Below are 24,764 nucleotides of genomic sequence, written 5' to 3'. Positions count from 1 at the left end.
AGTATTAACAATCAATTATATAAATATTAGACTTACTAAAAAAACTGTTTATCAAATGCAAAGTGACCAACTTCTTATATATATTCCGTTTTTACTAAAACATCATTTTTGAGTGATTCAAGTTTGTTATTAGTTATCGTTTTTATTATTTGAAGTACAAACTCTTTGTTGAATAAATTTATTATGTGCAAGGTCAAGTTTTTGACTGACTCTTACTACCTTTGGGTGTGTCAATCCGTACTTTTCAGCTAAATCATACATGCTCTTACGTAGTAATTCTATATCTTCTAGCTCCTGATTCACAGCTTTCATAAAAAAACACTCCCCACCGAGTCTTTGCAATATGTTGAATAAAAAAAATTATATTTAGCAACAGTCTTTATCTGATTCTCTTTAAGAATCATTGTACATAAAGCTACTAGGGCAGTTTCTGCTGCAAAAAAGATAAAGACTCCACCAAAATTTAGTGTTCCCCCTTCCCCATTTGGCCTATGATGCTGGAAGTACTTCTTTTCGTGCTAAATCTCGCACCATCTAACAGATCATTTTATGCTCTTCTGTTAACTGAAGTTCATCGTATTTCCCCATTTCTCTATGGAGTAACCGTTTTACTATTCCAAAGCGTATCTCAAGTACAGAACTTTTAGTATAATTACAGTTATAGTTGCTATAGTCACAAATAGACAACGGTTACTGTTGTGCCAAGGTCTTGTTTTCGAGTGACTCAGTATCTCTAATGACAACAAGAACTTAAATACTTCCAAAAGGAAAAATGGTTGGCGACTACGAGTTAAGAATTTCCAAAACACTTTTAACTTAGTACAAATCTCTCATTTATATAAGTGATTTTATTTATTGGTGCTTTTTGACTCAAATATGATTATCGAAAAAACAGACCATAGTCTATAAAATACAATTTCGCAGACCACGGTCTTATTGTCAAGTTAATTTAAAATTTTTAGAAAGGTTGATGGTCTATGAATTTAAGACAGCAAAAAGCATTACAGACAAAAAGGAAAATATTAAAGACAGCTCTGGAGTTGTTCAATGAAAGAGGGTTCAATAATGTAACAGTTGATGAAATCATTAAAAGGACATCGACTTCTAAAGGTGCTTTTTACAATCACTTTAAAAGCAAACACGACATTTTTTTAGAGAAATTCAAAGAAATAGATGGTTTTTACTTTGAAGAGCTATTGCCTAAACTGGATCATCTAGAATCAGTGGAACAAAAATTGAAATTGTTCTTTTCCATGCAAATGGAGTACATGCAGATAAATTTGGGATGGGATGTTATGCGAACAATTTATGAACAGGAATTGAATACGGAGAGGGAAAGCTTTTTCTTAATTCCGGGCAGGCCACTTAATCAGATTATGTACAATTTATGTGAAGAGGGACAGAAGAAGAGGGAATTTCGTGAAGATTTAACACCTGAACAGATGAGTACAATCCTTATCCGGGTGATAAGGGGGATATTATATGATTGGAGCATAAATAAAGGCAATTATTCATTAAAAGATGAACAAGAGAACTTATTTGAAGTGGTAATAAAGGGATTAATGAGATAAACAGGTCCCTTTCCAATAAGATTATTCACCAACATAATAATATTTTTAAAAATCATTAATTACTTTAAAACCACTAGCTATATAGGCTAGTGGTTAATTTGATAAACCTAAAATTACTCACGGTAATAGGTGGAACCCAAAATATTATTTTAATTCAGATCAAAATCAGATAATAATTTACCCTTTTTCCCGTAATTATCCTTTTTTATATCTTCAATAAAAATAAATACACGGTCCTCGTCAACTTCAAAAGTTTCCATAACAACTTTAGTCATTCTCTTGACAAATTTTCTCTTTTGTTCTTTCGTCTTACCTTCTAATACCTTTACACTTATAAATGGCATAATTTCCAACCTTCCTTTTTTTATAATGTCTATGTTATCAAGCACCGCCATCAAAGATGATGGCGGAGAAGTATTATTTAGATGACTCACTAACCTTTACAAGCTGCTTCCCGAGATTCTTACCTTCAAATAAATCAAGAAATGCCTTCGGAACATTTTCAAAGCCTTCAATAATTGTTTCTTCGGATTTAAGTTTACCCTGAGATAACCACTTTGTAAGGTCTCTATAACCTTCTTCAAAACGCTCCCTGTAATCACCAACGAGAAAGCCTTTAATTAAAGAATGAGTCTTTAACAGCAAAGGCTGTATACGAGGTCCAACATCTTCATTTGGATTTTTATTATAGGATGAAATTATGCCGCATAAAGGCACTCGAGCAAAATCGTTTAACAAACTCATTACTGCATCAGAAATGATACCACCGACGTTATCGAAATAGACATCGACACCATTTGGGCACGCTTGTTCAAGAGCACTTAAAATATCTCCGGTTGTTTTATAATTAATAGCTTTGTCAAAGCCTAGTTCATTTTCTAAGTAGTCAACTTTTTCATCCGTTCCAGCAATGCCAACTACTCTGGCACCTTTTATTTTTGCAATCTGCCCAACAATTGAACCTACAGCACCTGCTGCACCTGAGACGACTACAGTTTCCCCTTCCTTCGGTTGCCCTATATCAAGTAGTCCAAAATAGGCGGTTAATCCAGTCATGCCTAGGACGCTTAAATAAGCGGATATTGGGACATCAAGTTGGGCTATCTTTCGAAGAGATAAGTCATCAACGACATTGTATAACTGCCAATTTAGCCCACCTTGGACTAAATCCCCAACTTTAAATTTTTTCGAATTGGATTTTACAACTTCTCCTATAGCAGCTCCAGAAATGGGCTCGTTTACTTTATACGGTTCAACATAGGACTTACCTGCATTCATACGCCATCTCATGTAGGGATCTACTGATAAATAGATTGTTTTTACAAGAACTTGGTCCTCAGCGGGAGTATCAACAGAAATGTTACGAAATTCAAATGTATCCTCACTAGGTACACCTTCTGGCCGTTTAGCTAAAAGGATTTGTTGATTTTGTATACTCATCTCCCTCAGCCTTCCTTACTTGTTTCTTTTTTCTAGTGCTTTTGCCAATTCTTCACCAAAGCGTTCAGATGCAAACGGATCTCGACCTGTTAAAACCTGATCATTGCCCCATACTACTTCCACTTCTGAACTATACTTCGCAATCTTACTCATTTCATCTTCTAAACTATAGGGCAAAATGTTTTCCAGACCTTCAGGTTCACCCGCATTTGGGTAACCAGTAACTTCCAAACCAGCAATAATACTTTGACCATTGGGTCGTTTTGTATAAATGAAGGGTGCAGGTCCATGACATACTGCTGAAACGATATTACCATTATCATAAACTGTATTTAATATAGTATGCAGGTCTTCATTTTTAGCAAGATCATACATTGCTCCATGTCCACCAACAATAAAAACTCCGTCATATTCATTTGGATTTACATCAGAAAGTTTCATCGTTTGATCTGCTCTTCCTGTTTCATAAAGTACTTTATAGGTACCATTTGGATCATACTCTTTAATGATGCTATTTTTATCCAGTACTGGTTTGCCACCGAGAGGCGAAGCTAAATCAATTTGATGACCCGCTTTCTCTAAAATTTGCAAAGGTGCAAATAATTCTTCAGCCCACCAGCCTGTTTCATAGTTGTTTACCTCATCTTTATATCCGCTTGATAATACTGCTAATAATTTTGCCATTTAATACTCCTCCTAGTTATGAGTTTATTTCAAAGATTAGTAATACCCACAAACAAAAGCATGCTTCATTTTTTAACATTTTTGCACGGTAGATTGAAAGCATTTTGATTAATCATTTGCTTTTTAACATATTAACGCAGTATACAATCATTCTTCTTCACACCCTTTCTTGAGAGAAAGTATATAACACAAAATAAATAAAGTAAACTAAAAACACTAAAATAGTTCACTTGGTATAGCTTGTTTATATTCTTTATCTCATTTGTTATACTATTTTTATGGTTGAAAAGGAGGCTCCTTTTGATGAAAAAAGAAGCACGGGTTGATAACGTAGAAAAATACATTACTAAATTAAAACCCATTATTAGTAAGACAAGATTCAGTCAACTTACTATAGATGAAATATCTAAGCATATGGATATAAGTAAGGCAACTCTCTATAAGTATTTCTCATCTAGAGATGAAATTATCCAGGTAGCAGTAGAACATACTATTAACTATTTAAATGAAGCAGATTCTAGTATTCAGGACGAGTCGATATCTTATGTCGAACGTTTCCAAAAAATCTATGAACAGTCAGTTAAATGTGTTATTTATATATCTGATGTGTTTTTATATGATCTCAAAGAATCTTATCCAGACTTGTATGACAACCTTTCAGTTGCACGACAAAAACGCTATAAAAACTTACAAACATTTTTTGATTCAGGTATGGATATGGGAATTTTTAATCGGGTAAACACTGCACTTTTTATGGTACAAGATGATGCAGTTCTGAGAAGTATTATGAAGCAATCTTTTTGCATTCAATTCGATCTTACCTTAAAACAGGCACTCATCGATTTTTATCAATTGAAAAAGCTTCAGTTGTTTAAACCAGAATTTATTGATACTGTAGATGATTCTGTAATTGAAAAACAGATTGTTCAAATCATACAAACCATATCATGACCATAGCAAAAGAAGAGGTAAAATTGCCTCTTTTTTTTAATTGATCCTACAGATAGTGTTATCGTCACACCCAAATTGAAATTTCAAATAAATAATAACGTATTTCAGCCTTTAGATTTAATTGATATTTAAGCGTATCGATACTACGATATATATCGCTATTGTTTTTTTTTTCTAAAAACAAAGATCATTAGCAAAAACAACTACTATAAACTTCCCCAATTTATTCTTGATTGACAAATTGAAAAAATAAAAATAAGATAGTTCTATGATTATCAAACAAGTTACCTCAGATGAAAGACGTAGCAAGATATTCAAAGCCTTATCAGAAGTAAAGCGAATTGAAATCATCCGTTATCTGTATCATGATAAAAATAAAGATCAAAAATTCATGTGGAGAAATCGGTGAATCAATTGGAATGAATAAGTCAAACGTTTCATACCACATTAAAATTATGGTTGAAGCGGACCTAATAGATGTAGGGCGAGATGGGCAATTTAAATATATAAAAATAAGGGAGGATACATTTCAAGAATTTTTACCCGGTTTTTTGGCAACTCTATAGAAGCCGAAAAGCCTTTCGTTTTCATCATCAGTTTTAAAGTTTTAAAACTATCAAACGAAAAATGATGAGGTGTTATAAATTGAAGAATAAAATAATAAGTAATAATAATTCAAAGTGGTTGCTTTTTACATTGTGTTTTATTGTTTTGTTAGGTCCTATGAATGCTGTCCTATTTAATGTAGCATTGGCAGATATTTCTAAAGATCTATCGATTAGTCCTTCAAAAGCAAGTTGGATTGTAGTTGGTTATTCCCTTGTTGTTGGAATAGGTTCAATGGTTTATGGGAAATTAGCCGATCGATTTAGTGTTAAAAAACTATTAATTATATCCATTGTTTTGTTTATATTGGGCTCAGTACTTGGTTTTAGCAATCAATCATATGGAATTGTCATTTTTGCTCGACTTTTACAAGCAAGTGGTGGAGCTGCCTTTATTGCCCTTGGAATGGTGTCAGTGGCAAAAATGTTTGAGCCAGAAAAACGTCCGGGAGCATTAGCCATGATTAGTTCATCAATCGCATTAGCTGTTGGTATTGGTCCATTAGTTGGAGGTGCGATTACAAATACTCTTGGTTGGCCTTATTTATTCTTAATCATGGTCATATCAGTTGTTGGCATTGGATTACTCATGAAATTCATGCCTAAATATGAGGAGAGTCATTCGTCTGAACCGTTTCATTTTGACTTTACTGGAGCTATCATATTATTTGCATTGATTGCTACAATTTTATTAGGTATAAACATTAACAGTTTGATGTTTGTTTTATCATTAGTCCTATTGTTTTTATTTAAGGTTAGAATGACAAAAGCTAAATATCCATTCATTGATATCGAATTATTTAATAATAAACCTTTTCTTCGTTTAATAACGATTGGTTTCATCATGAACGTTGCATTGTGTGCAAATCTGTTGCTTATCCCATTGTTGTTAGTTGAAAGAAATGGAATATCACCATTCTTTATCGGTATACTGTTGTTTATTGCATCATTATTTGGTATTGTGTCCAGTATCCTGACAGGAAAAATTATTCCAACATTTGGTAATATAAAAATGATTAATGTATCCACTATTATTATGATTTTTGGTTTCTTAGTTCTTGGCTTATTTTCAAATGCTAACGTATTTGTTATTCTAATTGCAGAAATCTTAACATTTATGAGCTATTCTGCTATTCAAGTATCATTGAACACTCTTATTCCCAAAACATTAAATGCATCCAAAATTGGGGTTGGTCTTGGGTTATATAACTTGTTAAACTTTGTAGGTATGGCTTTTGGTCCAGCCATAGCAAGTAAGATAATGGAATTAACAAACAGCTACAGTATGAATTTTTTATTAATCTCACTATCACTGGTGATACATTTCTTATTATTGTTTAAGCTCTTTGCAGTTCAATCAAAAGTAATAAATGCGGAATGAAACTATAGCCAAAATTTATTTGTAAATATAATTTTAGTCTAAATCATGAACTTGATTATTAAAGTTTAAAGGACCATCATCTAAGATGGTCCTTTAAACTTGTAGCTACCATCCAAAGGGTTGCAAATATGGCCTTTTTGAAACATAAAATCTCAATACCCATTTCATCTATGAATTATGAGGCTACTCCAAATAATTTAAGTATGAATTCAATCTGCTTTGGACAGACTTCACCCTCATTGAACTTGTCCTTTTTTCAGCATATGCATCACCTCTACTCCACAGATTATTTGTTTGGCTGTTAGAAACATTTTTAATCCTAGCATAGAACGGTATGCCCAAGATTTAGAGATTAATTGCCATTATTAAAGTTTTTGCATCGGAACCCAAAATCTTATATAGCTATTTTATTATCGACGATAATTTTTGCTCAAGCCATTTACTGATACTAATTTCTTCTTTTTCAGCTAAATCTGAAATTGTTTCTAACAATTCGATAGGTAACTCAAAACTAGTTTTTCTATTGGAACTACGCAATATCAAAGTATCATCTTCATGATGCATTTCTCCATTGGTTAAATACGGTAAGATATCAGCAATACCAAACACCTCAGATTTTAACGGCTTTTCCCCTACCCTGACGTAGAGTAAAACTGTTTCACTTTGTTCTCTAAGTCGAATGTTTTCTACTCCCCAAATTTCATATAAATAATCAATGAAGGGATAAAATACAACTTCGTTTTTGGGTACCTGAAGCTCAACATAGCCCTTATAATCCAAAGTAGGTTGGTGGATCGAGTATGATGGCTTTAAAGTATAAGTTTTCATTCCTTCTTCATACGTCAACCACTTTTGAATATTGGGTAGGTAGAAACCAAATACATTTTCTTCATTACTAACCACACGTGCCTCTGGTATTTTATTCGAATGAAATCTTTGATACAAAACAATGTCATTATTTGAATTGTAATATTCATATTTTTTTGGTCGCTGTGTTTCAGATGGTTTGAGTGATTTTTCCGCTTCCTGATAGGCTGTTTCCGATATTACATAAGTGATTCTTTCATCCCCATATGGGACGGCCTCAGCTTTTATGGATCCATCTTGTATATACTTATAAACACTCTGTACAGATACTCCCAATTTCTTTGCAACCTCATTGGGACTCATGCCAGTAGGCAAAGATTGTTTTTCAGATACTAATCGATCCACTTCCGCTTTTTCATAACGGGCCTCTTTATGTAATCGATGTGGGTCCAGAATCTTCATGATTTTCTTCTGTTTTCCGTAATGGTAGACCGTTGCCTTGGATACGCCCAATAAATCCGCTACTTCTTTTTGTGTATACCATTCCACTTTATCCCCCTCCCATCCTTCTTGATTATTCGTTCCTGTAATTGGAACATCCCGTTGGTTCCCATTCGTCAATTCCTCATGATACAAGACCGCTTCCGCCTGGCCGAATTTCACACGATATTGGAGACGTGGGTGTTCGATCACTTCCAAAATCATGCCTTCTTTTTTTTCAAATTGTTTAAAGTAGTAAAAACTCTCTGGATCTTCTTCTTCCGTACATGTTTGGAGAACATAAACCGTTTCCCCCATTTCATAAGCAGTCTGAATGTTTTTAACATGGTTTAGTTTATTCATAATTTGTCTATTCACCCTTTTTTATTTTATTGCTATATGTATATATATATCAGGATTAACTATTCATTCATATATCTATTATAATATATAGTATTGACTTAAATAAGTATAATTCTAAATTCCTCTTATATAATCATTATAGATTCAATATTTGAATCCTATAATATTATTATAATTTTAAAATCTAATTTTACACTAATTATACCTGACCTAAATAAATGGAGGATTTATTTAGGTTCTCCATAATTAATTACCTCTTGTTATTTGTTATAATGTAAGTAGGATTCAATACATAGAGAGTAAATAGATATAAACATTACCTTATTAATAAGTGAATGATAAAAGTGAGGGATACAGGTATGCATGAACTGATAGATAAATCGAAAGAGATTCAGAGCAGTGCATGGAAAAAAAGTCTTTCAGACATTTCTATCCACACGTTACAAGAACGATTAGATGCGACAGAAAAGAATGGACAGAAACCTTTTTCCGATTTTAGCGATGTAGATATGCTGCAGTGGTTTCTTCATCGGCGAGAGCATTTAAACCAACAACATGAAAAGTCCACCCGCACCGTTCAAGCCTATGAGCGTGAACTTCTTCAATTTATTGAACAATTGCTCACCTATTCAGTGGAAATCAATGTCGACTTGGGACAAGTTGTGGAGGGTTCACTCTTTAAATCTTTATCTAGCCGGCACATTCGAAGATACCAAGAATGGTTATCAGAAAAAAGTCCCTATGTCTTAGCAAAAGGAGCGTATTCCGTTGCCACCTTATCCAGAAAGACAACCATCATTAAGACTTTTTTGACATTCCTGTTCGAATCAGGCTATATCACGGAGCCCATTCATGAAGGGTTCTTTAAGGTCAATATCCGAAAGGATGATCGGCCGAACCGTGATTTGGGACCGAAGGAAGTCATTCAGCTACTTGATTACTTCAGGGAAATCAACCACCCCATCGTTTTTTCGATCATTCATATCCTGACGATGACAGGCATGCGTAATGAAGAGTTTTCACGACTCCGAGTCAAGGATCTTCAATACGATTCCATTACCAGCACGTATTTTTTAGAGGTCTTAGGTAAAGGAAATAAAAGAAGGCAAATCCCATTGAAAGAAAAAGGAATGAATAGTATTCGCATGTTCCGTTCAGCCAGGGGAATCGACGATATAAATACAGCAGAAGGGAACGATCCGCTCTTTACCACCAATACCGGCCGTGCCTACTCTCCCTCTTATTTGTCTCAATACATTACAAAAGCCATTAAGGAGAGTGGATTGCCTTTTTTGAAGTTTCGTTCTTCTTCCATTGGTCCTCATACCTTCAGGCATGCTTTTGCCATCATTTCTCACTTAAATGGAGTGGATGTCTATCAGATAATGAAGAGTCTGGGCCATGAGCAGCTCTCCACTACAGAAATTTATTTGGAGAAGGTTTTTGAAAAAGAACGCCATGCGATTCATTTGTGGAAATCAGATGTGTTTGGGGAGTATATATAATAGAAGAAACTCGTCATAATTAGAGACGTTTTTGCTGAATTTTTGGGTTAAAAAATCCATTAATACAATGGTTTAAAGTTTGAAGATATGAAAAATGGTCAAGATTTAATCGATTGCGCTCATTGAATATATTGGCGCATTAAGAATGAACGAAAATAAATCCGCTGTCCATAGCCTACGGAATGGGCTATCTACGAGTACAGCAATGATGGGAATGACCGATATTGCTATCATGAAACAGACGGAACAAAAAATGAGGGAGATGGTAGATTGGTATGTTCAGGCTGGGACACGATATAAAAATAACGCTAGTAACATCTTGAAGAATATATAAGGTAAAAGACTCTTTCTTTTGCCTTATATAATAGAAAAACTCGTCAAAGTCTGTTTGTTATTGAAATAAATCAGTGTTTTTAGGAAGCTCTGTAATAAAATAACTGGGAAATGGGTTTGGAAAATAAATTAAATTTTTGACTGAGAGTCAATCTAAGACAATTGAATATGCATTTGTAAAATAAAAATTATAGTAAATGTCAATACCAGTGTGCGTTTCTACTCTTACTAAATTAGAATAGTGAGTATTTAGCTATTTTGGGATTCTATATAAAATATATATTCTATCGAGGTTTATTTTAAAATAAACAAAACCTTTACAGAGATTCTTCCGACAGTAGAGTGTCTTAAACACCGTAAGGTCCTGCGCGAGAATTTGCTAATGTTTACACTGTCGTATGAATAGTAGTTATACGCAATCTTCTCCTGTCAAGGATGCGCATAACGTTGGTTTTGTCTTCTTTTTTAACCATCATTATTACCGGTCTGACTGTATAAAAGGTTTTAATCACCGGAAGACTATTATGAAAGGTGGATTCCTGGCACATTCATCCGTTTACTTCGTTATATAGCAGCCTTTATGGCTCTTTTTACCCAGCTTTATATATTGCTTTTATCTCGTTTCATCCAGGATTGATTCCCACTTAGTTAGCCATTTCCATTATAGGAACGAAGTCTGGTGTTCCGTTTCCAGCACTTATCGAAGCATTATTTATGGAAATATCCATCGAGGTTTTGAGGGAAGCTGGGCTACGGTTGACTAAGCCAATTGGTCCAGCAATGGGCATTGTCGGTGGATTAATCATTGGTGAAGCTTGCTTGTACAAGCAGGGATTGTTAGCCCTATTTTGGTGACTGTAGTAGCTTTAACTGCTATTTCATCATTTGCCATTCCACAATATAATGCAGGGATTGCGATACGTATTCTTCGTTTCGCCGCCATGCTTTGCGCTGCCATATTAGGATTATACGGGGTCATTCTATTCTTTCTTTTCATTACCAGTCATTTGGTGAATTTAAAGAGCTTTGGCGTACCTTATGTGAATCCAGCGGTTCCTTATCGTTTAAGTGATTGGAAAGACTTTATGTTTCGCATGCCCCTTATGATGAAACATCTTCCGAAGATGATGCATACGAAAGATCCCACACGTAAAGGATAGCTCCTTATGAAAGGAAGTGAACCAGCGATGATAATTCCTCCAAAAGACCGAATTACGACTTCACAAGCTACGGTAATACTTATCAATTTTATACTTGGAACAGGAATTCTCACCTTGCCCAGAGCATCTGCGGAGAAGGTGAAAACACCAGATATCTGGATAGCCGTTATTTTAGGTGGCCTGATTGCGATGATAGCTGGGGTGATCATGGTCAAATTAAGCCAACAGTTTCCTGAAAAAACCTTTTATCAATACATCCAAGATATTGTAGGAAAATGGGTGGGCAAATTACTTAGTCTACTTATCATATGTTACTTTTTAACAATTGGTGGGTTTCATGCCCGTTCCTTAACAGAAGTAACAAGTTACTTTTTGTTAGAAGGTACCCCATCCTGGGCCATCATGATGCCATTTATGTGGATAAGTCTCTATCTAATCCGGGGTGGCATAAATCCGATTGCCCGTCTGTTTGAAATTATCTTACCAATTGCGGTTATTCTTTTTTTACTAGTTGCCTTTATGAGCTTCAAAATATTTGAGATCGATAATTTACGCCCGGTATTAGGGTTGGGAACCATTCCAGTACTAAAAGGGGTAAAAGCAACGGCTCTCGCATTTACAGGTCCTGAAATCATGTTGCTTCTTTTACCTTTTATGAAACAACCAAATAAAGCTGTAAAAGTCGTCCTGGTTGGAGTTTTTATTCCCTTGATTTTTTACGTGATAACCGTCGTGATGGTCATCGGCGCGTTATCCGTCGATGGAGTGGTCACGAGAACATGGCCGACGCTTGATCTTATACGCAGTTATGAAGTCTCTGGTTTGATTTTTGAACGGTTTGAATCTTTGTTACTTGTGATATGGATTATGAAAATGTTTACTTGCTTTACCGTTGGCTACTATGCAGCTTCTTTAGGTCTGTCCCAACTTTTCAAAAAGAGCATTCATCCATTTATGTATGGCTTGCTTCCGATTATTTACCTTATTGCCATGATTCCGAAAAATACCAATGACCTATTTAAACTTGGAGATATGATTGGTAATGTCGCGTTTTTTTTATTTGGCATACTCCCACTACTCCTTCTCATTATCTCAAGAGTAAAGGGAGGAAAATATGAAACAAACACATAACAATATAGGGTCCCTCATCGTTTCCCTGTCCGTTCTTTTGCTCTTGTCCCTTATGTTATTTCAGTTGTTAGAGTACTGAAGATTCGCATTTTAACGTAATAATCTTTTCTTTTATGTGTTACTCTTCATCTAAATTTGCTGCACATAAATTGTTTGAAAATTCAAATGGGCACCTTAAAGACAGCTCCGATCTTCAGCTAACGCACCCGTTAGTTTAAGTACATTCTTTCACAAACTTATTATCACTTTGATTTACTGAAATAACTCAAAAAAAGAAGCGTTCCCTTCTCTGAAAGAAACACCCCTTTCGAAAATATATATTTAATTCAAACGTTTGGCATTGTTTTTGGCTTTCTTCTTGTATTCGTGTGGCTTTAAAACAAAGTTTGATAATTTATAAAAAAAGTCTTATCGTTTAAAATAAAGATTGATAATATGAAAAAAAGTTTTATCAAAATCCTATGTTGATGTGCAGGATTTTTTCTTATTTAGCAATCGAGCCATTTTCTTGAATAACTTATTGTGAGAATTATGGAAAATCCAAAGCTACACTTATCACATATCTCACTTGAATACATCTGCGCTGACGAAAACAAACACCTTTACAACTGTAAAAGCTTTTATTATAATATACCTACTTTGACAACTGTCAATGTTAGAGCTGTGCAGAATGGAGAAGATGTATATGTATGAAGGAAATAACCCTATTGCTATACAATCACAAAACTGGTTGATAGACGCACTTCTTTCCCTAATGAAAGAGAAACCCTATAAAAAAATTTCAATTAGGGACATCTGTGATAAAGCCGACTTATCTCGTCAGACCTTTTATAATTGTTTCAAAGGAAAAGATGATATTCTTCGATTCTGCCTGAAACAAGGTTGTAAAGCCATGTTTCAAGAACTGGCTACTAAAAAAAACCTCAAAATGAAGGATATTACTGATAGCTTTTCTGTATTTTCAGTGGAAAATGCAGTTTTACTACAACTTATGCTAGACCATCACCTTGAAAATATCATAACTGATGAGCTATCTACTTCTATATCTGCATGTGCTGCCAAGTCCACACCCGACACGGAAACTCATGCATGCACTTATGGGATTGCTTTTTTTACAGGCGCTTTAACACGAGTACTATTTTGTTGGCTTCAAGAACCCCAACGAATTTCCTCAGAAGAATTATCAAAGTTACTACTAGAAATTTTTTCCGGAAATTACTATAATCTAGACCTAACTTAAAAATAACAAGGCGCAGCAGTTATGTCATTAATTCGTGATATGCAGGAGACAAAAAGCGATGGTTGCTACACAAGAGAAAAAGTGGTGGCAGTTATGGAAGTAAATTCTTTTTACATGTAGGGGTAACCGAATAAAACCCTAGCTATTTGCGGTATCTAGGGTTTTATGGTTGGAATCAGACCGACAACAAGGTGTTTCTAACACCTTCGTACCTTTCGAGTAAGCGGCGTAAAGACTCCACATGCGTCTTGTCATATGCTAACTTCTGACGCTTCTCGAGGTCCTGCGGCTTTGAAAAGAAGTAACCAGAGATATCCTTGAGTGCTGGATCGCTGGCGAGTGCCAAGATATTCGTCGCAGACTGCGCAGGCGTGATTCCGATGAGGCTATACATCAAACGACCCACCGCCTTGGCAAAACCGGACTGCGCGCGAGTGATGCCTGTATCGCGAACCACACCGGCGACAACACCATTAATGGCTGGTCCACTTGGATGTTCAGCTGCGTACATCTGTTCATAGAGCACAGCCGCTGACTGATTCTGCGCAATCGCGCGCATGTTGCTGTAGTTTTTTTCGAGAGAGGGATCGTCCTCGAATAACTGCGGTTTCTTCGGTGCATTCGCGCTAACGAAGACCACGCGGCCATCCTCGGAATTTGAGAGTTCCGGTGTAAATGCCTCGGTGATGAGATAGCGGCCCAGGAACTGCGTCGCCCAGCCTTCTTCCAGGCCATCGGCGCTCACCTTCCTTTCAGTGTTGACTACGCCCATCGAGTGAACCAACGCATCCAGCCGTCCGTCCAGCTGCGGTCTGAGGACACGGACAAACTGCTCGATGCCGCTGAACAGCATTACGTCCATCTGCAAAAATGTGATACCTGCAGGGCAATGAGCGCAAAGCCGTTCCACTACGGCCGCACCCTTTTCGGCGTTCCGACCCGCAATCCAAACCTTGTAGCCCTTCTTGCCGAGAGCTTCAGCGACAGCCAAACCGACACCGCTGTTTCCACCTGTCACCACTGCATTCCGGGGCATGTTCTTACTCTCACTTCCTTGTTGGTTTGAAAAAATGTTTGGTTTTTTTGCATGTCAATTTCCTCCTTTTTACTCAATATAACTCTATTCCTTTATATTTAATTTTTTACGACTAACTTTTCTTAAGTTACACTACTAAGCACTGCATATAAGCGTTCAAGTGTATATGCAGTTATTATAGTATATACAACTTTGACAACTGTCAACGTTAAGGCAATAACTTATACAGAATGGAGAAGATGTAAATGTTTGAAGGAAATAACCCAATCAATACAAATAGACCATACACACATTTTATATTATTAAAAAAGCCTAATTGAATTAATCAGTGGGCTTAATTTTTTTCCATACATACCATGGTATTTTGTAATCCATTTTCTTACCTTGTTTACTATTTTTATCTGTTACTATCCAATTACCATCCTTCGTTTGTACTTTATAATTTACATTTGTCCCATCAGACTTTTTAAAGTGCATATAACCTGTGTTGTCTTTTATAAAGGTTACAGGGTCAATAACATTTTTGTTGGGTGTCTTTCTCTCAGGAAGCAATATGTTGGTTACTATTTCTTCTGCAATATTAGGTGTGATTATTAATTGAGACCGTGCTGTTATTTTTTCCATTCCACTTTATCTTTTTCTACTCTCGGTTGATAATAAATTCGTTTTTTAAACCGAAGTGATCCATTTACTTCTTTGATCAAAACGATAAAAAAAATCAATTGTAAAATTATCATCGGGAGAATTAACTGTTTTGAGCTTGCATCAGTTCATATATCTTACGAGCAGTGTTGACATTTCTTACCGTAACTTGTTTGTATATCTTTGATCCAACGATCCTTGACTTTCCACTTTTGGTTACATTTTTCTTGTCAACCGACCATAGGATCGCACCGGGTACATATTTAACCGTGTCAATATTTGGTTTAATGACCAGATTCTCAAGTACAGATTCATCATCAATTTCATCCCATAAAAACATGACATCACTTGTCATGTCCTTGTCATTTTTCCATGTGTCAGGAATAGCATTAATAATTCCTCTGACATCATCGACACTACGAACTACTACTTTAATTTGTAATCCGAAATCATTATGTATCGCTTCTTCCAAAACACGTGATAGTTCAGTTTTTGTTATGCCTTTGTATGAAAAAATAATATTACCTGTATTGATGTATATCACCACATCATTCATCCCGACTTGTTCAAACGTTTGTTTAAGCAACTTCATGTCTATTTTATTTTTTCCACCTACATTAATCCCTCGAAGAAGGGCTATATAAACCATAACCATACTCCTTTCGACTTTTTACATATAAATCCATTATATTCTTAGTGATTATACTTGTTATACTAACCTGCCCCGTTAGTTCCATAAGAAAAAGCTGCCTTAAAGACAGCTCCGATCTTCAGCTAACGCACCTGTTAGTTTAAGTACAATATTTCACAATCTAGTAGTGGAGAAATTTGTAGTAAATATAAAAAAGGCGTTGCTGCCTTTTAATTTAATGAAAGTGTTTCTTAAAGACCACTTTTTGTCTAAAAATTACTGAGAAATACTTAAAACAGCCCGGAATCGCGTGGATGCAGCCATCATTTTATCGTATGCTTCGTTAGCACGTTCTAAAGGAAAAGTTTCAATCATTGGCCGTACATCAGTGAGAACACTGAAGTTAATGGCTTCTTGGATTTCCTTTGCTTGTCCAGTGAATGAACCTCTAACCGTATTTGGTCCTTTTAAAAAGTCCATTGCTGACAATTCCAATTGCTCACCTGAACCAGCTACGATAATTAGCTCGCTGTCTGAACCAAGTCCATTGATTAGAGAAGTAATAGCTTTAGCGTTCGGTGCAGTAGCAAGGATTACCTTGGCACCACCTAATGCCTGTAATGCTTGTGCTGGTTTTTCTTTTTCAGAATCAATGTAATGGTGTGCTCCCAGTTGACGTACCAGTTTTTCTTTTTCACTACCACGCGAAATGGCAACAGTTCGAAATCCTGCTTTCTTTGCATACTGAACTGCTAGATGCCCAAGCCCACCAATACCCTGAATGGCTACAAGATCGCCAGGTCGAGCTTTGCTGTTTCTTAATGCACTAAACGTTGTTTCACCAGCACACATAAGTGGTGCTGCTTCTAATACAGATAATTCATTTGGAATGCTTGACAAACTATCCTCATAGGCAACCATGTATTCAGCGTAACCACCGTCCATTGTCAGACCCGTTACATGGTTGTTCTCTCCATGCCATCCAATGCCTGCACGTTCACCTATCTTCCACTTCGTAGAACCTGCGCCAAGTTCTTCAACTACGCCAATTACTTCATGACCAGGAATGCGGGGATACTCTGGAGAAGCCCCTTTAATAGCCATGGAGTCTCCATTACATACTCCGCATGCCTCTACACGGAGAAGTACTTGTCCTTTTCCAGCCTGGGGAATTGGAATCTCTACCAGTTTCATCTTTTCGCCTTTAGATGGAATTTGTATAGCTTTCATCATTTTCATCATAATATTAGCTCCTACAGTTTAGTAATGGAATTTTTGAACATAAGATAAAAAATAAAATAGTTAATTATTTAATTCAATGTTAAGTTACCTTTATAAAGATCTGTTTTTTAGATTAGTGATTTCAAAAACTGCCTGATTAGCTGCCAGGAGTGCACCTTCAAGATGTCCCCCATATTGTGAATTAGTCTCTGTACCAGCAAAAATAATTTTCTTTTCCCATACCCCTGATTTTGGCGGTTGCCCATAGCTCGGAAAATCTCTAAGCGGATTCAAGTCTTCCTCAACAGCCGTTTCGGAATCTCTGGCCCAATCCTTGTAAAGGATAGCACTTACGTTTTTGGCTGAGGGTCCAAAGAGCCTAACCAATTGGTCAATTACCATTTCTAAAATTTTATCCTCACCCAGTTCTCGTCGCATTTTTGCGGGCATACCGAAAAAACCAAATAATGCACCAGAGCCTGTATTAGGAGAAGCATCATGGATTTCTTGCAAAGGTCCAACCCAGCTCGATGCAAAGCCCGAGAGCCCTAATTCCCTCCAAAAAGGACGATCATAGATTGCAACTACCTTAGCCTGTCCTGCCATCCACGTAGGTTTGTTTACAAGATCAGTCATAAGATCTGTAGGGAGAGAAGGAGAGAATTCAATATGACGCGCCACTATTCGAGGCGGTAATGCTAAGATAACAGCACTTGCAGAAACTTCTTCTCTCTTTCCATTAGCAAGGTTTACTTCAAGTGTGATAGCACCGGCTTTATCTAATCGAATTGCTGTTACTCGCGTTTCTAACTCGACTATGCCTGGCGGAAGAGTATTTTCAACAGCTTCAATAAGGGATTGCACTCCTCCTATGAATCGCACCGATCTTTCAACAGCATTTTCTGGCAGTACATAATGCTCTGGTTGTTCGTTGTGGTATCGCTCTGAAAGCATTACTCCTTTGGTGTACTGGTCAAATGTTTCTAAATTCAGTTCTTTGACAAGATTAGCAATAGTCCTCTCGTGCTGAGGCCAGAACCATGTCGGCCCGAGATCAAATTTACCTAAGTCAGGTCTGGTTGGATTTTGAGTGCTTAACACTCTACCTCCAATCCTATCTCTAGCCTCTAGAACCCTACATTTGATGCCCTGTTCAGTAAGTAGAGACGCGGCACGTAGGCCACTTAAACCAGCGCCAACGATAACTATAGGATTGTTCATATTCTTTCCTCATTTCGATTGTACTTAAGATTTCTAAATACGCTTCTGAAAAATACTTTCCTTTTAGTATTTACCTCTTCTAAATATGCTTTCCCCATGTAACAAAATGGGATTTCTATATTCCAACCAACTTCAATCTTCGTTATATACCCTCCAATTTTATTAGCACGATATTGTTCAGTAGAAACCCCAAGGTTATTGCCCATTGTATAGAAAACATCCATATATATTACAATCCCCACCTTCCATAGGACTAGGTGTGCTTGGCACATGATCCACCTTTTTCTCTGTTTTACAATCCTGTATAAGAGACAAATTATACGAGGCCTTAAACCATTCTGATACTTCCCCTACAGTATGGATTAGTAAGAGGATAATATGTTTATTCTTCCCGTGTCGATATCTTTTTCATAATACCCAGTGGTCAATTCCTATCATCTTAGGAGAGCCAATATCATTTCGTGTTAAAAAAAGAAAAGGTAGCTGCAAGCTACCCTTTATCTCTTAAGATAAACTAGAAAGTTAAGTTAATTGGACTCATCGAATGCAATTAATGCATTTACTCCATGAGCAAGAGCCGAACCTGCTTTTAGTGCTGTGGCTACCATAATAGATTCAGCTACTTCTTCCTTCGTCGCTTTTGCTTTTTTTGCTCCTCTAGTGTGAATATCAATGCAATAAGGACAGCCTGTTGTATGTGCTACGGCTATTGCAATTAGCTCTTTTTCCTTAACACTAAGTTCTCCTGCTTTCATTGCTTGTTGATCAAATGCAATAAATGCTTTAAAAGTATCTCCGTTTAATTGAGAAAATTCTTTTAATCGATTAAAATAAGCTGCTCTATACAATTCATCATCTTCAACTTTATCATAAGCATTAAGAGCGTTAACTCCATGAGCAAGAGCCGAACCTGCCTTTAGGGCAGTGGCAACCATTACCGCTTCAGCCATTTCCTCTTTTGATGTCTCCTTGTTTTTTGCCTGCTTGACATGGAGTTCTATACAATAAGGACAGCCTGTTGTATGTGCTACAGCTATTGCAATTAGCTCTTTTAATTTCGAGCTTAATTTCCCCGCCCCCAGTGCCTTCTTGTCAAAAGTCACAAATGCATTAAATACCTCAGGAGACAATTTACTAAATTCACCTAAACGATTTATATTAGATTTTTTATATAGACTATCTTTATTCATTATTATTCCCTCTCTATCTGTCTGAATATTCAGAAATCCCTGTACCTACCAGTGGTACCTATGCCTTTAAAATAAGCTTTTAAAATAAGCTTTTAAAATAAACTTTTTTAAATTTATTAGTGAAAAATGCATGTCAGTAAGAAAGGTAGCACGTTTTATGAATCACATCGATGAAAGAATGTATTATAAAATTGGTCTTTCCCAATATGAACAACAATAAAAGCATTATTTATTCACTTTTTCCATTCTTACTGACATTATAAAGCAATATTTTTTAGCTATAAGAAAAAATAACCCTTGGTTTAATAATATATCGAGACTCATCATTACTTAGGGTGTTAAATTAACTTTGCACTTGGGTTTTATAAAATACAAATTGAAAGCATCGGAAGTTCATGAACTATAGAAATGAAATATATATTAATGTTTTAGTTCCAGATACTTCTGCCATTCATGAAAACTTTCTGCCATACGGTAAGCCATAAACCCTTGATTTTTCATTTTTTGCGCAGCAATAGCTGAAAAAGCACAGAACTGCCCTCTACAATAAGCTACAACTTCTTTATCTCTCGGTAATTGTTGAAGATATACATCCAACTTTTCCATAGGAACAGAGACCGCGCCTTCTATATGCCCAGCGTTATATTCATCTGTTGGACGCAAGTCTAGGAGGACAACATCTTCTCTATTTAACTTTTCGTACACTTGATCCATCGTAAGTGTATATAAACCTTCCATACCACCTAAGAAATCCTCTTTAATTCGAGTGATATCTGAAAGTTGATTTTCGGCAATATGCCATAAGGAAAATAAAAACTCCACAACATATGGATCAGCTAGTGAATAAATAGCATATGTTCCCTTTTTAGTAAACTTAACTAACCTTGAATCATTTAGAATTTGAAGATGACGAGAAACATTTGCCACATTCATACCTGTATCCTGCGTCAACTTTTCGACAGTTTTTGGGCCCTGGGCTAGCAAATTTAATATCTCAAGGCGTTTGTCACTCGATAAACATTTTCCAATTCTTGATAGTTGTTTATACAATTCATCTTTATAATCTTTTGCAGAAGAAATGAGCTCATCCATACTAATCATCCTTTATTATTCAATTGATTACATTGTTGATGATACTATAGTTGAAGTAAAAATAACAAATAATGATTTTATTTGCTCTTACCTCATCTGCAAGAGAAAGCTATGTGTTAAAGAAATGATTTGTATTAAAAGGAACCATCATTTTTATGCTCGTTCCTTTTTTATTTTATCTTAATCGAGCTGTAACTCCACCATCAAGTGGCATAATAATACCTGTAATCCATGATGATGAATCATCCGCAAGGAATAAAACTGCATTTGCTACATCGTCTGGAGTACCATTGCGTCCAATAGGATGAAACGCATTAAAGGTTGGTAATACTTCTGCTACTTGTTCTTCTGACATAAAAGTATTGTAAATTGGTGTTTCAACAACTGCAGGTGCTACTGCATTTACTCGAATGTGATCGCTAGCGAATTCTACGGCTAAATTTCTTGTTAAAGCATGTCTTCCTGCCATTGCAGCAGAGTATGCAGATGAAGGAGTTGCTTCCACTGCTTGAATTGCCCACATTGAACCAGTATTTACAATTGCTCCTCCTCCACGTTTTTTCATTTCTGGGATAACTGCTTGAGAAGGATAGAATGTTCCTTTAACGATTGTATCTAAATAAGATTGTACTTCATCCTCTGTATGGTCAAGGAACGGTGTTGGATTAAACTTCCCTGTATTATTAACTAAAACATCTACACCACCAAACACTTCTACTGCTTTTTTAACCAAACTCTCCGAAGTTTCCTTTTTACTGATGTCACCGGCTACATATAAAACTTTTTTGCCAGTTGGGTCAATTTCTAAAACCGTTTCCTTTAACACATTTTCTCTACGTCCATTAATAATTACATTTGCTCCTTCTTCAAAAAACTTTTTTGCAGTGGCTTTCCCAATCCCAGTACCTCCACCAGTTACGATTACAGTTTTGTTTTCAAATCTCATTATCATTCATCTCCATTTTTTATTATTTAGTTCAGTGGTCTATTAATCACGAATTGGAAGTCCTTTTCAAGTTCAATTCCACCCAAAAACATATTATTTACTGTTGTTAGTTACCTATTACTAATTCATTTACAATAGGTAACTATATTAATTGCCTACTAACAGGTAGATTTAATTTTAAAAATTTATTTCCAACTCGTGATTTGACAGGACTACTATTCATCTTGAGTAAATTTATGTGATTCACATCAAAACTATTCAATTGAATAATTGAATTCTGACATCAGAATTCCAACTCGTCAATTATATTTATTTACCTAAAAAGAATAATTTTTTTATAGTAGATATTATCCAATACTAAACCTACCCTCGACTCTATAAGTAAGGTAGCTTAATATAGGGTTTATTTAAAATAAAGCATGATACATTACTCTTCGATTTATATACTTACAAGACACTTAAATGCTTATCTAGATTCTAGAACGCCCTCTCACCCCTTTCATTCATCCAGCGCAAGTTGTTTAGGTGTATCATTGATACCAGCACTCCGGCCAATGCACGCTGCTCAACTTCCTAATTAAAATTAGATTATCCTAAATATTAAACATCAATCCTTCTTGGATAAACCTGCCCCTTTAGTTGAATAACGGTAAAGAAAAAGGGTTGCCTCAGCAACCCTTTTTCTTCTTCAACTCTTGCACCCATTAGTTCAACAAGGAAATAATGATTTCGTAAACAATTGGTTTTTTATTTTTCACTTCCACGAGACCATATCACCACTGGAATTAGTAATAAGGATAAAATTCCTCCAATAAATGATAATGTTAGATAACTTGAACCTGCCACTATCATTCCAGACAATGCTCCGCCAGCAGCTCCTGACAACGCAATCAAAACATCCACTGTACCTTGTGTTTTAGCCCTTGTGGAAGTTTTAGTTGAATCAACAATAAGTGCAGTCCCACTTATCAAACCAAAATTCCATCCTAATCCAAGTAAAGAAAGAGCAATTACTAGAAGAACCATAGAATCTCCTGGTGCAAATGCTGATATTAAACCTGCCAGTAGCAACGTAGTTCCTGAAGCAATAGCCATCGCAGTACGCCCCAACTTATCAACAAGGAAACCTGTAACCAGTGAAGGGAGATACATGGCACCTATATGAAAACCAATAACAAGACCTACAGCACCCAAGCTATGTCCATGATGTCTCATATGAACTGGTGTCATTGTCATAATAGCCACCATTACGATTTGAGTAAGAACCATAATCGTTGCACCAACCATTATGCCCTTTTTGTTTTCTGTCTGCTCAGTTGTTGCCAAATGTCCTTTAACACTAGATTCTTGGTTGGTCGCTTCTATCATTCTTGCTATAACAAGTGGATCTGGACGAAGCATTATGAAAAGGACAACACCTGCTAAGATATATGCTGCTGCTGCTAAAATAAAAGGACCAGCAAGAGATGGAACACCAATAGAAATAGCGAAATTCCCCATCACATTGACTAAATTTGGACCTGCAACTGCACCAAATGTTGTAAAAACCATAGTAATACTAATAGCAGTCGCTCGCTGTTTACTATTCGCTAAGTCCGTACCTGCATAACGAGCTTGTAAATTTGTCGCTGTCCCTGCACCATAAACAAGTAGTGAAAGAAATAAAAGGTAAACACTATTTATTATTGCTGCAATTATGACTCCTATTGCTCCAAGTCCACCGACGATAAAACCCGCTGTCAGACCTGTACGGCGCCCATAACGTTGAGAAAGTCTCCCAACTAATAAAGATGCTCCTGCTGACCCTAATGTAAGTATAGCTGAAGGAAGTCCAGCAAACGCATCTGTACCGAGCATTTGCTGTGCAAGTAGTGCCCCCACAGTTACTCCTGCGGCTAACCCTGCACCACCAAAAATTTGTGAAATACTTACAACAAATAATGTACGCTTGTATAACGATTTTTGTTTTTCTGAAGAACAAATGTAACTGTGTAACGAAGCTGTTTGAACGTCTAACGCTTTTACACTTTCTTTATGTAACATTATCTAACCTCCCTTTCTAGAAACCTAATTCTGTTTCTTATAAACCTCCAACTAAATTTGAATCATCATAGCACGCACAAAAAAACCATACAATATGATAATTGTATGGCAAACAATATTATCTAAGATCGTTTAGCAAACGTTTAAGGATAATCAATCCTTGCCCAAGCTCTTCGAGCGTTTTTGGTGCACAGACAGAAACCCTTACAGCCCTTTCTGGACAACTATTTCCAACTACAAAACATTCAGCCGCATACACTTGTACTCCCTGTTCCCTGTTGTGCAGCTAACGTTTCAAATTCAGCACCTGTAATCTTAACTGGTAATAGCAACCAGCGAAAGATGCTTGTTTCAACACCTAAACATGTATAGTCTGCAAAATATCGATTTACGATTTGGTTTCTGCGAATGGTTTGTTCCCGAGAAGTAACGGTTGTTCATCGCCGCAACAAATTTAGAGCTCATGAACATAGTATTCAAAAATTGATGAATTCAACTGTAAAAGTAAAAACACCATACAATATTAAAGAAGTCATTGGAAATGGTGAAAAAATCGAATCCATTGCTCTTAATGGTGAAGCAGAATAAACACTCGAGCTTGACCATCTAATCGTAAATTATGGATTTGTTTCTTCAGTTGGTGCGATTAAAGAGTGGGGTTTAGAACTTGAGAAAAATACAGTTATAGTCAATTCAAAAATGGAAACAAATATTAAAGGCATTTATGCAGCTGGTGATATTGCTACATATCCTGGAAAAGTGAAGTTAATTGCAGCTGGTTTTGGAGAGGCCCCAACAGCCGTAAATAATGCAAAATCCTACATTGATCCAAATGCACGTATTCAACCGTTGCACAGTACAAGCATTATGGGAGAAAAGGAAAAGAGCAAAGTAGCGTCTCTTACTTAAAATGACCTAAACAAAAGAGTAAAAGAAGTACAATCGATTTATTTTAAGTTCATTACTAACCATAAAAGGTTGCCAGTAAGGCAACCCAGGCTTTATAGAATAAAAGCGTGAAACTATATAATTGGAAAGCAAGAACCCTCTGAATTATTAATCCAGAGGGTTTTTCCTTTTCACATGCAAGC

The 24,764-nt window shown here is 36.1% G+C and carries 22 protein-coding genes and 4 pseudogenes; 10 read left to right on the top strand and 16 right to left on the bottom strand.

From position 1 onward, the window contains the following. Positions 1-129: 129 nt before the first annotated feature. A complete protein-coding gene (locus tag BW986_RS25205) occupies positions 130-312 on the bottom strand; it encodes an aspartyl-phosphate phosphatase Spo0E family protein (RefSeq protein WP_076371946.1) in 183 nt (60 codons plus the stop codon). A 665-nt stretch (positions 313-977) separates the two neighbouring features. On the opposite strand from BW986_RS25205, the gene BW986_RS25200 reads away from it, so the two are divergent. Continuing rightward, on the top strand, positions 978-1,571 hold the full coding sequence (locus BW986_RS25200; RefSeq protein ID WP_076371944.1) for a TetR/AcrR family transcriptional regulator: 594 nt from the start codon (positions 978-980) through the stop codon (positions 1,569-1,571). 149 nt (positions 1,572-1,720) lie between these two features. Here the strand turns inward: BW986_RS25200 and BW986_RS25195 are convergent, their stop codons facing one another. From BW986_RS25195 to BW986_RS25185, 3 genes are all read right to left on the bottom strand, one after another. Next, a complete protein-coding gene (locus BW986_RS25195) occupies positions 1,721-1,915 on the bottom strand; it encodes a 2-hydroxymuconate tautomerase (RefSeq protein WP_081395794.1) in 195 nt (64 codons plus the stop codon). A 73-nt stretch (positions 1,916-1,988) separates the two neighbouring features. Further along, on the bottom strand, positions 1,989-3,011 hold the full coding sequence (locus BW986_RS25190; protein WP_076371942.1) for an NADP-dependent oxidoreductase: 1,023 nt from the start codon (positions 3,009-3,011) through the stop codon (positions 1,989-1,991). 15 nt (positions 3,012-3,026) lie between these two features. Then, positions 3,027-3,695, bottom strand: a complete 669-nt coding sequence (locus BW986_RS25185; RefSeq protein ID WP_076371940.1) for a type 1 glutamine amidotransferase domain-containing protein — start codon at positions 3,693-3,695, stop codon at positions 3,027-3,029. Positions 3,696-3,998: 303 nt separating this feature from the next. Between BW986_RS25185 and BW986_RS25180 the strand changes: the two genes are divergently transcribed. From BW986_RS25180 to BW986_RS25170, 3 genes and pseudogenes are all read left to right on the top strand, one after another. Beyond that, positions 3,999-4,646, top strand: coding sequence for a TetR/AcrR family transcriptional regulator (locus BW986_RS25180; protein WP_076371938.1), 648 nt, complete (start codon positions 3,999-4,001; stop codon positions 4,644-4,646). 268 nt (positions 4,647-4,914) lie between these two features. Continuing rightward, a pseudogene (locus BW986_RS31365) lies at positions 4,915-5,212 on the top strand (ArsR/SmtB family transcription factor). Positions 5,213-5,291: 79 nt separating this feature from the next. Next, positions 5,292-6,632 (top strand): MFS transporter, encoded by a 1,341-nt coding sequence (locus tag BW986_RS25170; RefSeq protein WP_260320978.1) that lies wholly within the window; start codon positions 5,292-5,294, stop codon positions 6,630-6,632. A 402-nt stretch (positions 6,633-7,034) separates the two neighbouring features. Here the strand turns inward: BW986_RS25170 and BW986_RS25160 are convergent, their stop codons facing one another. Continuing rightward, a complete protein-coding gene (locus tag BW986_RS25160; RefSeq protein ID WP_260320977.1) occupies positions 7,035-8,282 on the bottom strand; it encodes a helix-turn-helix domain-containing protein in 1,248 nt (415 codons plus the stop codon). Positions 8,283-8,641: 359 nt separating this feature from the next. Between BW986_RS25160 and BW986_RS25155 the strand changes: the two genes are divergently transcribed. From BW986_RS25155 to BW986_RS25130, 5 genes and pseudogenes are all read left to right on the top strand, one after another. Beyond that, positions 8,642-9,787 (top strand): tyrosine-type recombinase/integrase, encoded by a 1,146-nt coding sequence (locus BW986_RS25155; protein ID WP_076371935.1) that lies wholly within the window; start codon positions 8,642-8,644, stop codon positions 9,785-9,787. 145 nt (positions 9,788-9,932) lie between these two features. Then, entirely contained in the window at positions 9,933-10,121 is a 189-nt protein-coding gene (locus BW986_RS25150; RefSeq protein WP_076371934.1) for a site-specific integrase, read from the top strand. A 507-nt stretch (positions 10,122-10,628) separates the two neighbouring features. Then, positions 10,629-11,280 (top strand): annotated as a pseudogene (locus BW986_RS25140) (spore germination protein); the annotation flags it as partial. A 27-nt stretch (positions 11,281-11,307) separates the two neighbouring features. After that, entirely contained in the window at positions 11,308-12,411 is a 1,104-nt protein-coding gene (locus BW986_RS25135; protein WP_076372102.1) for a spore germination protein, read from the top strand. Between the two features lie 685 nt (positions 12,412-13,096). After that, positions 13,097-13,651, top strand: a complete 555-nt coding sequence (locus BW986_RS25130; protein WP_076371933.1) for a TetR/AcrR family transcriptional regulator — start codon at positions 13,097-13,099, stop codon at positions 13,649-13,651. 175 nt (positions 13,652-13,826) lie between these two features. Here the strand turns inward: BW986_RS25130 and BW986_RS25125 are convergent, their stop codons facing one another. The 11 genes and pseudogenes from BW986_RS25125 to BW986_RS25075 all read right to left on the bottom strand — a co-directional run. Then, entirely contained in the window at positions 13,827-14,687 is an 861-nt protein-coding gene (locus BW986_RS25125; protein ID WP_076371932.1) for an SDR family NAD(P)-dependent oxidoreductase, read from the bottom strand. A gap of 321 nt (positions 14,688-15,008) precedes the next feature. Further along, positions 15,009-15,311, bottom strand: coding sequence for a hypothetical protein (locus BW986_RS25120; protein WP_260320976.1), 303 nt, complete (start codon positions 15,309-15,311; stop codon positions 15,009-15,011). A gap of 121 nt (positions 15,312-15,432) precedes the next feature. Continuing rightward, complete coding sequence (locus tag BW986_RS25115) at positions 15,433-15,978, bottom strand: DUF1697 domain-containing protein (RefSeq protein WP_076371930.1); 546 nt, start codon at positions 15,976-15,978, stop codon at positions 15,433-15,435. Between the two features lie 258 nt (positions 15,979-16,236). Then, positions 16,237-17,199 carry a zinc-binding dehydrogenase gene (locus BW986_RS25110; RefSeq protein WP_076372100.1) on the bottom strand — a complete coding sequence of 321 codons (963 nt, stop codon included), beginning with the start codon at positions 17,197-17,199 and terminating at the stop codon, positions 16,237-16,239. Positions 17,200-17,292: 93 nt separating this feature from the next. Then, the gene (locus BW986_RS25105; RefSeq protein WP_076371928.1) at positions 17,293-18,402 is read right to left on the bottom strand and encodes a flavin monoamine oxidase family protein; all 1,110 of its coding nucleotides are present in this window, start codon (positions 18,400-18,402) and stop codon (positions 17,293-17,295) included. Then, positions 18,399-18,626: a hypothetical protein gene (locus tag BW986_RS25100; protein ID WP_142244734.1), complete on the bottom strand. Its 228-nt coding sequence runs from the start codon at positions 18,624-18,626 to the stop codon at positions 18,399-18,401. Before BW986_RS25100 ends, BW986_RS25105 begins: the two co-directional genes overlap by 4 nt. A 303-nt stretch (positions 18,627-18,929) precedes the next feature. Continuing rightward, complete coding sequence (locus BW986_RS25095; protein WP_076371924.1) at positions 18,930-19,592, bottom strand: carboxymuconolactone decarboxylase family protein; 663 nt, start codon at positions 19,590-19,592, stop codon at positions 18,930-18,932. A 420-nt stretch (positions 19,593-20,012) separates the two neighbouring features. Beyond that, positions 20,013-20,684 (bottom strand): ArsR/SmtB family transcription factor, encoded by a 672-nt coding sequence (locus BW986_RS25090; protein ID WP_076371922.1) that lies wholly within the window; start codon positions 20,682-20,684, stop codon positions 20,013-20,015. A gap of 175 nt (positions 20,685-20,859) precedes the next feature. Next, positions 20,860-21,630 (bottom strand): SDR family NAD(P)-dependent oxidoreductase, encoded by a 771-nt coding sequence (locus BW986_RS25085; protein WP_076371920.1) that lies wholly within the window; start codon positions 21,628-21,630, stop codon positions 20,860-20,862. Between the two features lie 747 nt (positions 21,631-22,377). Then, a complete protein-coding gene (locus tag BW986_RS25080) occupies positions 22,378-23,676 on the bottom strand; it encodes an MFS transporter (RefSeq protein ID WP_142244733.1) in 1,299 nt (432 codons plus the stop codon). Positions 23,677-23,791: 115 nt separating this feature from the next. Then, a pseudogene (locus tag BW986_RS25075) lies at positions 23,792-24,095 on the bottom strand (PLP-dependent aminotransferase family protein); the annotation flags it as partial. On the opposite strand from BW986_RS25075, the pseudogene BW986_RS29405 reads away from it, so the two are divergent. Next, positions 24,091-24,582: pseudogene (locus BW986_RS29405) on the top strand (NAD(P)/FAD-dependent oxidoreductase); the annotation flags it as partial. The pseudogenes BW986_RS25075 and BW986_RS29405 sit on opposite strands and share 5 nt — an antisense overlap. Between the last annotated feature and the right edge of the window lie 182 nt (positions 24,583-24,764).

The sequence above is a fragment of the Peribacillus simplex genome (genome assembly GCF_900156045.1).
Lineage (GTDB): Bacteria > Bacillota > Bacilli > Bacillales > DSM-1321 > Peribacillus > Peribacillus simplex_D.
This window is presented reverse-complemented; position numbering and strand designations above follow the sequence as displayed.

Coding starts and splice junctions, on each gene's coding strand:
- BW986_RS25205 (WP_076371946.1), bottom strand. CDS start 312: ATGAAAGCTGTGAATCAGGAGCTAGAAGATATAGAATTACTACGTAAG.
- BW986_RS25200 (WP_076371944.1), top strand. CDS start 978: ATGAATTTAAGACAGCAAAAAGCATTACAGACAAAAAGGAAAATATTA.
- BW986_RS25195 (WP_081395794.1), bottom strand. CDS start 1,915: ATGCCATTTATAAGTGTAAAGGTATTAGAAGGTAAGACGAAAGAACAA.
- BW986_RS25190 (WP_076371942.1), bottom strand. CDS start 3,011: ATGAGTATACAAAATCAACAAATCCTTTTAGCTAAACGGCCAGAAGGT.
- BW986_RS25185 (WP_076371940.1), bottom strand. CDS start 3,695: ATGGCAAAATTATTAGCAGTATTATCAAGCGGATATAAAGATGAGGTA.
- BW986_RS25180 (WP_076371938.1), top strand. CDS start 3,999: ATGAAAAAAGAAGCACGGGTTGATAACGTAGAAAAATACATTACTAAA.
- BW986_RS25160 (WP_260320977.1), bottom strand. CDS start 8,282: ATGAATAAACTAAACCATGTTAAAAACATTCAGACTGCTTATGAAATG.
- BW986_RS25155 (WP_076371935.1), top strand. CDS start 8,642: ATGCATGAACTGATAGATAAATCGAAAGAGATTCAGAGCAGTGCATGG.
- BW986_RS25150 (WP_076371934.1), top strand. CDS start 9,933: ATGAACGAAAATAAATCCGCTGTCCATAGCCTACGGAATGGGCTATCT.
- BW986_RS25135 (WP_076372102.1), top strand. CDS start 11,308: ATGATAATTCCTCCAAAAGACCGAATTACGACTTCACAAGCTACGGTA.
- BW986_RS25130 (WP_076371933.1), top strand. CDS start 13,097: ATGTATGAAGGAAATAACCCTATTGCTATACAATCACAAAACTGGTTG.
- BW986_RS25125 (WP_076371932.1), bottom strand. CDS start 14,687: ATGCCCCGGAATGCAGTGGTGACAGGTGGAAACAGCGGTGTCGGTTTG.
- BW986_RS25120 (WP_260320976.1), bottom strand. CDS start 15,311: ATGGAAAAAATAACAGCACGGTCTCAATTAATAATCACACCTAATATT.
- BW986_RS25115 (WP_076371930.1), bottom strand. CDS start 15,978: ATGGTTTATATAGCCCTTCTTCGAGGGATTAATGTAGGTGGAAAAAAT.
- BW986_RS25110 (WP_076372100.1), bottom strand. CDS start 17,199: ATGAAAATGATGAAAGCTATACAAATTCCATCTAAAGGCGAAAAGATG.
- BW986_RS25105 (WP_076371928.1), bottom strand. CDS start 18,402: ATGAACAATCCTATAGTTATCGTTGGCGCTGGTTTAAGTGGCCTACGT.
- BW986_RS25100 (WP_142244734.1), bottom strand. CDS start 18,626: ATGGATGTTTTCTATACAATGGGCAATAACCTTGGGGTTTCTACTGAA.
- BW986_RS25095 (WP_076371924.1), bottom strand. CDS start 19,592: ATGAATAAAGATAGTCTATATAAAAAATCTAATATAAATCGTTTAGGT.
- BW986_RS25090 (WP_076371922.1), bottom strand. CDS start 20,684: ATGGATGAGCTCATTTCTTCTGCAAAAGATTATAAAGATGAATTGTAT.
- BW986_RS25085 (WP_076371920.1), bottom strand. CDS start 21,630: ATGAGATTTGAAAACAAAACTGTAATCGTAACTGGTGGAGGTACTGGG.